8 protein-coding genes are annotated in these 7975 nt (G+C 71.2%); 2 read left to right on the top strand and 6 right to left on the bottom strand.

Annotated features, from left to right (window positions below; translation table 11 throughout):
• Positions 1-74: 74 nt before the first annotated feature.
• From ACWEPL_RS64410 to ACWEPL_RS64385, 6 genes are all read right to left on the bottom strand, one after another.
• Entirely contained in the window at positions 75-1382 is a 1308-nt protein-coding gene (locus ACWEPL_RS64410; protein WP_452442839.1) for a S8 family serine peptidase, read from the bottom strand.
• A gap of 37 nt (positions 1383-1419) precedes the next feature.
• On the bottom strand, positions 1420-1668 hold the full coding sequence (locus ACWEPL_RS64405; RefSeq protein ID WP_452442837.1) for a hypothetical protein: 249 nt from the start codon (positions 1666-1668) through the stop codon (positions 1420-1422).
• 73 nt (positions 1669-1741) lie between these two features.
• Positions 1742-3037 carry a GH39 family glycosyl hydrolase gene (locus ACWEPL_RS64400; RefSeq protein ID WP_452442835.1) on the bottom strand — a complete coding sequence of 432 codons (1296 nt, stop codon included), beginning with the start codon at positions 3035-3037 and terminating at the stop codon, positions 1742-1744.
• 168 nt (positions 3038-3205) lie between these two features.
• The gene (locus tag ACWEPL_RS64395) at positions 3206-4078 is read right to left on the bottom strand and encodes an NAD(P)H-binding protein (protein ID WP_452442833.1); all 873 of its coding nucleotides are present in this window, start codon (positions 4076-4078) and stop codon (positions 3206-3208) included.
• A 47-nt stretch (positions 4079-4125) separates the two neighbouring features.
• Complete coding sequence (locus ACWEPL_RS64390; protein WP_452442832.1) at positions 4126-5001, bottom strand: hypothetical protein; 876 nt, start codon at positions 4999-5001, stop codon at positions 4126-4128.
• A complete protein-coding gene (locus ACWEPL_RS64385) occupies positions 4998-5546 on the bottom strand; it encodes an RNA polymerase sigma factor (protein WP_363972497.1) in 549 nt (182 codons plus the stop codon). Before ACWEPL_RS64385 ends, ACWEPL_RS64390 begins: the two co-directional genes overlap by 4 nt.
• Positions 5547-5783: 237 nt before the next feature.
• On the opposite strand from ACWEPL_RS64385, the gene ACWEPL_RS64380 reads away from it, so the two are divergent.
• Positions 5784-6788, top strand: a complete 1005-nt coding sequence (locus ACWEPL_RS64380; protein ID WP_452442830.1) for a sporulation protein — start codon at positions 5784-5786, stop codon at positions 6786-6788.
• Between the two features lie 190 nt (positions 6789-6978).
• Positions 6979-7953, top strand: coding sequence for an ArsR/SmtB family transcription factor (locus tag ACWEPL_RS64375; protein ID WP_452442828.1), 975 nt, complete (start codon positions 6979-6981; stop codon positions 7951-7953).
• The last annotated feature ends 22 nt before the right edge of the window (positions 7954-7975 follow it).

Here is a 7975-nt window from a genome sequence, read left to right as displayed (position 1 = left end):
CATCGAGTCGGTGTTCGCGCTGCCCGGCCTGGGCAGCGGCATCATCAAGGCCATCCTCGACCGCGACTATCCGGTCATCCAGGGCATGGTGCTGGCGACAGCCCCGGCTGCGCCTGCTTGAGCAGCGCGCACACCCCGGCGATCTGCGGTGAGGCCGCGCTGGTGCCGCTGATCGCGGCCCAGCCGTCGTCCTTGCCCGTGCCGTCCTTGTTCGGGTAGCCGGGTCCGGCCAGGCTCGTGTCGATCTCGTCGCCCGGCTCGACGGGCAGCATGATGTAGATGGCCCGCGGCTGCTTGCCGACCAGGCCGCACACGTCGGGCACGTGCCGCCCGGCGTAGATGAGGCTGTCGAAGCTGCTGGCGTAGTCGGAGGCCTCCATCCTGAACTCGCCGTTGGCCATCGTCTCGTCCACGAAGACGCCGCCGACCGCGATGACGTCCGGCATCATCGCCGGGAAGGCGACGTGGCCGTTGCCCGCCGAGAAGCAGACGACGATGCCGCGCTCGCGTACCGCCTCGATGACCGCCAGCTCCAGCGGGCGCAGCGCGTTCGGCAGGGAGGCCACGCCGGGCAGGTGGAAGCCCCAGCTGTTGGTCATGACCGCCGGCGACAGGTCGGAGGCCGTCTTGAAGGCGAGCGTGGGGTTGGCCCCCATCTTGACGCCGACGAAGTCGATGTCGCGGGCGCTGGCGAAGATGTTCGCGGCCTCGGCGGTGCCGTGCCCGTACTCGTCGTGCTGCACCGCGGTGGCGTCGGGAGCGAGCGTGGCGTTGTAGTTGTAGCCGTGGTGGTCGTAGAAGGGGTGCCGGTAGAAGCCCGTGTCGGGCATCGCGACCAGCACGCCGCGGCCCGTCACCCCGCGGTCGTGCACCTGGTGCGCGCGCAGGAGGAGCGCCACGTCGTCGGGCACCCGCAGGTGGTGGTAGCCGACGCGGGGCGGGATGGGGGAGGGCCCGAAGAAGCGCGGCGGGGCCTGCGGGTAGGCCCGCTCGATGTACGGCTCCAGGTCCGGCGGGATCGAGAACGGCTCGCCGCTCACGTGCGACAGATAGGACACCTGGGCGCCGGTCGTGGAGGTCACGTCCGGCGGCCGGCCGGTCAGCTCGGCCTGGCGCACCTCGACGTGGGTGCCGAACGTGCTCTCCCACAGCGACCGGGGTCCCTCGCCGCTGATGGAGTACGTGCCGACGTGCCGTACCGTGAAGCCCTTGGCCTGCAGCGCGTTCGCGGTGCGCTCGGCGAGGCCGGGGGCCGGCTTGAGCTGGTCGAGGCTCGCGGTCTGCGCCGCCGAGGATTCGGCGAACATCGAGGCGCCGCTCTCCGGCCGCAGGGCCGCTTCGAAGTAGACGGTGTCCTCACGTCGCTCGGTCATCGTGGTCATGTCGCTCCTTTGCGAGATGAGACCGGTGGACGGGTCGTCAGAGGGCGTGGAAATCGGGCGGCTCCACCCGGTGCACGGCGACCACGTCTCCGCTCAGCTCGGCGGGCACCGCCGGCTGAGGCAGGCCGAACACCCGCTCCCACACGTCCCTGGGCGCGCTGACGCTGATCGTCGTCCCGATGTGGAGCATCTTGAGGCCGAGCCGCGCCAGAGCGGCAGCCGCCTGGCGCTGCCGGCCGGGCGCCGCTTCGACCTCGGCCGAGACGATGTCACCCTCAGCGGCCATGCCCTCAGGCTCCGCCCGCGGGGCACGCCGCGACACAGGGGACGGCCCAGGGATTACCCTGGGGTTGCGACCCTCAGCGGCCGGTCCACTTGATCTCGTACGCCTTGAGCGCGTACTCCTTGCCGTCCACGGTCGTGGTCACGTCGGAGTCCGCGGTGTTGACCAGCAGCAGCTGCTGCGGCTGCGCCAGCACCCTGACCTTGGCGTCCGACGAGGTGACCTGGTCCAGCTCGGCCCCGGCGGGGAACCACTTGACGAAGTTCGCCAGCAGCCGGCCGGTGTCCGTCTCGGCGCCGCTGCGCGTGTCCCACAGGCACGGCCGGCAGTCGCGGTCCTTGGCCTGCGGGTTCCAGTACAGGGCCGTGGCGGCGCCGCTGCGCGCGAACTCGATCATCGAGGCGGCCTGCACCGCGAGCCGCTTGTTCTCGGGCCAGGTGGTGCCGTCCTCGGGCACGAAGTACCACTCCGACCACCAGACCGGCAGGTCGCCGACCTTGTCCCGCAGCCACTTGGTGACCGCGCCGAACTTCGCCAGCGCCCCGAACTCGTCGGGCAGCAGCTCGTGCGCGTCCGTGGGCGAGGCGCCGTCGACCACGACGAAGTCGGCGCCCTTCTTGTTCTCGAACCAGTAGTTGAAGGCGTCCAGGACGTTCTGGTTGACGACCCCCCAGTCGCCGCGCAGCTCGGAGTCGCCGCGCTCGTTGCTGTCGAAGCCGAGGTACGGGCCGCCGACCTTGGCGTCGGGCCGGGCCTGCTTCACCGCGGCGTACACCTTGTTGTACAGCTCGGTGTAGCCCTTGTAGTCCGCGGGCTTGGAGTGGTCGCGCCAGAAGCCCTTGAACTCGTTCCAGACCATGAAGTACTTGACGTCCTTGTACCGCGTGGCCACGGCCGCCGCCAGCTTGGCGAAGTCGTCGAAGTGTTCGGGGTAGGGGGCGTCCTCCAGGTGCTCCCTCCAGGCCGACTCCTCGGTGGGGCCCTGGGGGCCGCCCTTCATCCAGTCGGGGGCGCAGCAGAGCGTGAGGACGGGGACGCCGCCGGACTCCCTCATCAGGTTGATCCGGCTGTCGAGGTCCTCCCAGAAATACTGCCCCGGGTAGGGCTCGGGGTTGAGCGCCCCGAACCCCATGATGTGCTGGTTCTGCAGCATCGGGGTCTGCGAGAGCCGTCCGGCGACGTCGCGTTCGAACTGGGGGTTGATGTTGTTGGCGCTGACACCCGTATGGGTGAAGCCCCAGCGCGGCCAGCCGTCGTCCACCTTCGGCGGCGCCTCGGGCGCCGGCTGGGACGAGGCGGGAGCCTGCTGCTGCTCCTGCTGGGCGCCCGTGGTCCCCTTCTCCGCGGGCCCGGCGGTGGAACAGCCGGTCATGGCCAGTGCCATCACGGCCGCTAAGACGCTCGCTCTGCCGAGCCTCCGCAAGATCGATCCCCCGCTAGTCGATGCCACCCGGTTCTCACCTGATCCTCGCCACTGGTATACCGTCTGTAGCGTTCCATGGGTGGCCAAAAAGGGGCACATCGGGAGCGGGGTTCACAGCTAATCGTTATCCGCGAAGAGACCGGCGTGGTCCCGCGCCCACTCGGCGAACGTCCGCGCGGGGCGGCCGAGGATCTTCGTCACCTCCTCCGTCACGGGATGGGGCCGGGAGCCGCCCCTGGCGTACCTGTCCATGAGGGCCCGTACGAACGGCTGCGGCAGGCCGTTCCCGACCATGGCCCGCTCGGCCGCCTCCGGCGGGACCTCCTGGAAGCGCAGCGGCCGGCCGATCGCCTCGCCGATGACCCGCACCATCTCCTCGTGGGTCAGCGACCGCGGGCCGGTCAGCTCGACCCGGCGCCCGGCCAGGTCGCCGGTGAGCAGCGCGCGGGCGGCCACCTCGACCAGGTCCCGGTCGTCGAGCGGCGCCTCCTGGAACGACGCGTGCACGTACCGGACGGTGTCGCCGGCGCGGATCTGGGCGCTCCAGGAGTTGACCGCGTTGGACGCGAACGATCCGGCCCGCAGGCTGGTCCAGCTCAGCCCGCTGCCGGCGGCGGCGGTCTCGGCCTCCTTGTTCCGGTCGCCGCGGTAGCGGGAGGGCTGCTGGTCGAGCGGGTCGTCGATGTTCATCGCCGACAGGGCGGCCACGCGCGTCGCGCCGCGCTCCTTGGCCAGGGCGAGCAGCTCGCCGGCCGCGTCGCCGATGGCGCGCGAGTGCAGGAAGACGGCGGTGACGCCGTCCAGGCGCCGGGCCAGCGTGCCCGGCCTGGCCGGGTCGCCCTCGACGACCTCCGCCCCGGCCGGGAGCCGCGCCCCGTGCAGAGCGCGGCTGACGGCCCGGACCTCGGCGCCTTCGGCGAGAAGCAGCTCGACCAGGGGGCGCCCGATGGCGCCGGTCGCGCCGGTCACCAGGATCGTGTTCTGTGTCATGCCCCCTGAGAGGTGAGCGGGCGACCGGAGTGTGACATCGGGTCGGGTCAGAATCCGGGCGGCGGGGTGGCCGACGGGCCCGGCACCACGTGCAGGACGATCGCGCCGTCGTTGTAGGATTCCGCCTCCGCCACCCGCCAGCCGGGATCGATACGGGAGGCGGGCACGTCGGCCTCGAAACGAACGCCCTTTTCGTCGTTCGGCAGCGGCCAGTCGAGCTCGTAGGCCACCTTCAGGTGGTGCTCGCGCACGACGCCTGCCGCCTCGGCCGCCGAGCGTCCCCGGAGGTTCACCCCGGCCAGCGCCTCGCCCGGCCAACTGGCGTCGACGGGGAAGTCGTACTTCTCCCCGGGCTTCGCCGGGCGGCCCAGCCTGACCTCCGCGGGCCCCTTGATGTCCGCGGTGACACGGAAGGCCGTAATGCAGTCTTCGACCCGCTCAGGGCAGCTGTCCCCGGCGAACGTCGCTATTGCGTCGGGGTCGGACTTCTCGAATCCGAAGACGGAGCCTGCCGGCATTCGCGGCGAAACGGGGAACAACGTCACCGTGAGGTTGTCCAGGCCGACCTTGTGGAAGGCCTTCTCCAACTCGGCGGGATCAGGATCCCCTTCGGTGAAGTAGAAGGCGTACTCGTCGCCGACGCGGTCGATCGTCACGGCCTGGCTGGCGTACACCTGCTCGGACCGTCCGATCAGGGACGGCCCGATGACGACGGCTCCCGCCAGGGCGGCGGCCACGGCCAGGCCGAGCAGGGCGCGGCGCGGGGAGGGCATGAACCGGCGCCGGGCCTGAGCGGGTTCCAGCGCGGGTTCCAGCGCGACGATCCGGGCCAGCAGCGCGTCCGCCCCCGCGGTGGACGCCCGGCCGGTCAGGTCCTCGTCCAGCACCCTCGCCCGGCTCCTGAAGATCTGGTCGTTGTTCACCGTGCCTCCTTCTCGACGAGCGGTTGCGATGCGAAACGGGCCGGCGGCCGGGCCTGCTCCAGCGCCTTGGCGAAGCGTTTGCGGGCCCGGTGCAGGCGGATGCGGGCGGCGTTGCGGGAGCAGTCCAGCACCTGGGCGATCTCGCCGGGGTCGAGCCCCTCCCACAGGGCCAGGGCGAGCAGCTCGCGATCGGCGTCGGAGAGCATGCTCATGGCCTCGTCCACGCCGTCGTGCCCGCTCTCGGGGGAAGGAGCGGCGTAGAGGTATTCGATCTCTTCCGTGAGCTCGGTGTGCCGGGTGAGGCGGCGCCGCTCGCCGCGGCGGTGGTTGGCCAGGACCCGCCGGGCCACGCCGTACAGCCATAACCTGCCGGACTCGCCGTCCGGGAGTTCGGCGATCCGCCGCCAGGCGATCACATAGGTCTCGGCCACGACGTCGGCGGCGTCCTCCGGAGAGGAGCACCGCCGTACGGCGTAGCCGAGGATCTGCTCGTGAGTTCGCCGGTAGACCGCCTCGAACCGGGACCGGTCATCTTGTTCATTCACGCGTCGTCCTCGTCAGAGCGGGGGTTTCAATTCCTACGTGTCCGCGGCCGACGGGAGAATTTCAGCGACCGCGTCCACGCCTCCGGCGGCCTCACCCCGCGTTCCGAAGGGGTGGCTTTGGGGTAAAGCGGGGCAAAGCGTCCAGGGAAGCGTGGCTCCGGAACTCCAGGGACGGCCTTGATCGTTGTGGCCAGCGGCAGACAACCCAACCCGATCTTCAACAGGGAGAACAGAGCCGTGGTCTTCAAACGGATGCTGGGAGCGTTCGGCGTCGGCGCGCCTTCGGTGGACACCGTGCTGTCCACCCCGCGGACCCAGCCGGGCGGCACGCTGCGAGGAGAGGTACGGCTCAAGGGCGGCGACTTCGACGCCGAGATCGAGCACGTCACCCTCGGCCTGGTGGCGAGGGTCGAGATCGAGCACGGCGACGGCGAGCACGGCGGGCTCGGCGAGTTCGCCAGTTCGCGGGTCTCCGGGCCGTTCACGCTGCGCAAGGGGGAGGACCGCGTCATCGGGTTCGAGCTGCCGGTGCCGTGGGAGGCGCCGATCAGCGAGATCGGCGGGCAGCCGCTGACCGGGATGGCGGTCGGCGTTCGTACGGAGCTGGCCATCGCCAAGGCCGTCGACAAGGGCGACCTCGACATGATCGCGATCGAGCCGCTGCCGTCGCAGCTGCGCATCCTGGAGGCGTTCCTGGGGCTCGGGTTCGGGTTCAGGTCGGCCGACCTGGAGGCGGGTCACCTGTACGGGGTGCACCAGCAGCTGCCGTTCTACCAGGAGATCGAGTTCTACCCGACCGGCCACTACGCCGGCCAGGTGGGCGAGGTCGAAGTGACGTTCGTGGCCGACCCCGCGGGCCTCGAGGTGGTGCTGGAGGCGGACAAGCGCGCCGGCCGCTTCTCGTCGAACGACGCCATCGGCCGCTTCCACGTCAGCCACGACGACGCGCTGCGTACCGACTGGGCGGGGGAGCTGGGCCGCTGGCTGGACGGCCTGTCGCAGTACGGGCCGGCCCATCACGGCGGGCACTACGACCCGCACCACGGCGGGCACTACGACCCGCACCACCATGGCGGGCACCATGGCGGGCACCACGGTGGGCACCACGACGAGCACCGCGGCGGTCCGGGCTGGGGCACGGTGGCCGCCGCCGGTGCCGCGGGCGTCGTGGGTGGCCTCGTCGCGGGCGAGATCGTCGAGGAGATCTTCGAGGGGGACGACGACGAGGGCGGCGACTGGTGACCCCTTAGCGCGGCTCCTGCGGCGACCAGCACCCCCGGTCGTCGCAGGCCGCGCCGGGTGTCCAAGGCGAAGCGCTCCGTGATCGTAACCGTGCAACCGGGTTGTAAGTGGGACGAAAGCCTCGACGATAGGTTGAAGATCGTTACCCGATCGATTCCGATCTGAAGGAGCCGACGTAATCAGCACCACTATGTGGAGCGAACTGCGCATCACCTCCGCGCCGCAGCTGTCGATCTCGATCTCGCCTCACCTGACCGCGCTCGCCATGATCGCCGACGCCCTCGCGGGCCGCCGCCGCGGCCTGCCGGAGCTCTGGCGCAAGGCGATCAGCTCACGAGTCAGCCCGCAGGGGCACCAGGCGGTACGCCCACTCGCCGCCCCCGGCTACTCCGTGGTCCCCGACAGCATCGTGCCGCGTACCCCCATCGGCGGGGACATCTCCGTGCAGGCCCAGATCGGCGCCCTGCGCGACCTTCCACCCGACAACCTGATCAAGGACCTGGAGCAGGCGTTCGGCCAGGGACCGCTGCCCGCGCACTGGCGCTCGGCGGCCGAGCGGCCCGACCGCTGGATGCACGGCTACACCGCCGCCCTCGGCTCCGTCTGGAACGCCACCGAGCCCGTGTGGAGGCGGGCCCGCGCGCTGCTGGACAGGGAGGTCCGGCGGGTCGGCGTCGCCGCCGTCCGCGGCGGCCCCGAACTGCTGCTCGGCGCCCTCAACAGCCGCATCATGTACGGCGAGCGCGGGCTGCTCATCGCCGACGTGGAGTCGAGCACGTTCGAGCTGGGCAATCGCAGGATCGTCCTGGTGCCGATGCTGGCGGGCAAGGACGCGGTCATCGTCAGCCTGGACCACGACGAGGCCGTCTGGATCGCCTACCCGGTGCCCGGAGCGGAGACGCTGTGGCAGCGGCCCGTCGCGCCGGCGCTCGACGACTTGTCGGCGCTGGTCGGGCCGGTGCGCGCGGACCTGCTCGCCGCGATCGGGCAGCCCATGACCATGAGCATGCTGGCGGCCGGCATGCAGGTCGCGCCGAGCAGCATCACGTACCACTGCGACCGGTTGAGCGCCGCCCAGCTGATCACCAGGGAGCGGCGCGGGCGCGAGGTGTGGATCACCCGCACGCAGCGCGCGGAGGAACTGCTGGAGGTGTTCCGCCGCTGAGCCGGAGGCGCGCCGGGCCACC

This window comes from Nonomuraea sp. NPDC004186, assembly GCF_053603495.1.
This window is presented reverse-complemented; position numbering and strand designations above follow the sequence as displayed.

Bases quoted from the DNA above. Each gene is read 5' to 3' on its own strand.
- ACWEPL_RS64410 (WP_452442839.1), bottom strand. From the start codon at position 1,382: ATGACCACGATGACCGAGCGACGTGAGGACACCGTCTACTTCGAAGCG.
- ACWEPL_RS64405 (WP_452442837.1), bottom strand. From the start codon at position 1,668: ATGGCCGCTGAGGGTGACATCGTCTCGGCCGAGGTCGAAGCGGCGCCC.
- ACWEPL_RS64400 (WP_452442835.1), bottom strand. From the start codon at position 3,037: ATGACCGGCTGTTCCACCGCCGGGCCCGCGGAGAAGGGGACCACGGGC.
- ACWEPL_RS64395 (WP_452442833.1), bottom strand. From the start codon at position 4,078: ATGACACAGAACACGATCCTGGTGACCGGCGCGACCGGCGCCATCGGG.
- ACWEPL_RS64375 (WP_452442828.1), top strand. From the start codon at position 6,979: ATGTGGAGCGAACTGCGCATCACCTCCGCGCCGCAGCTGTCGATCTCG.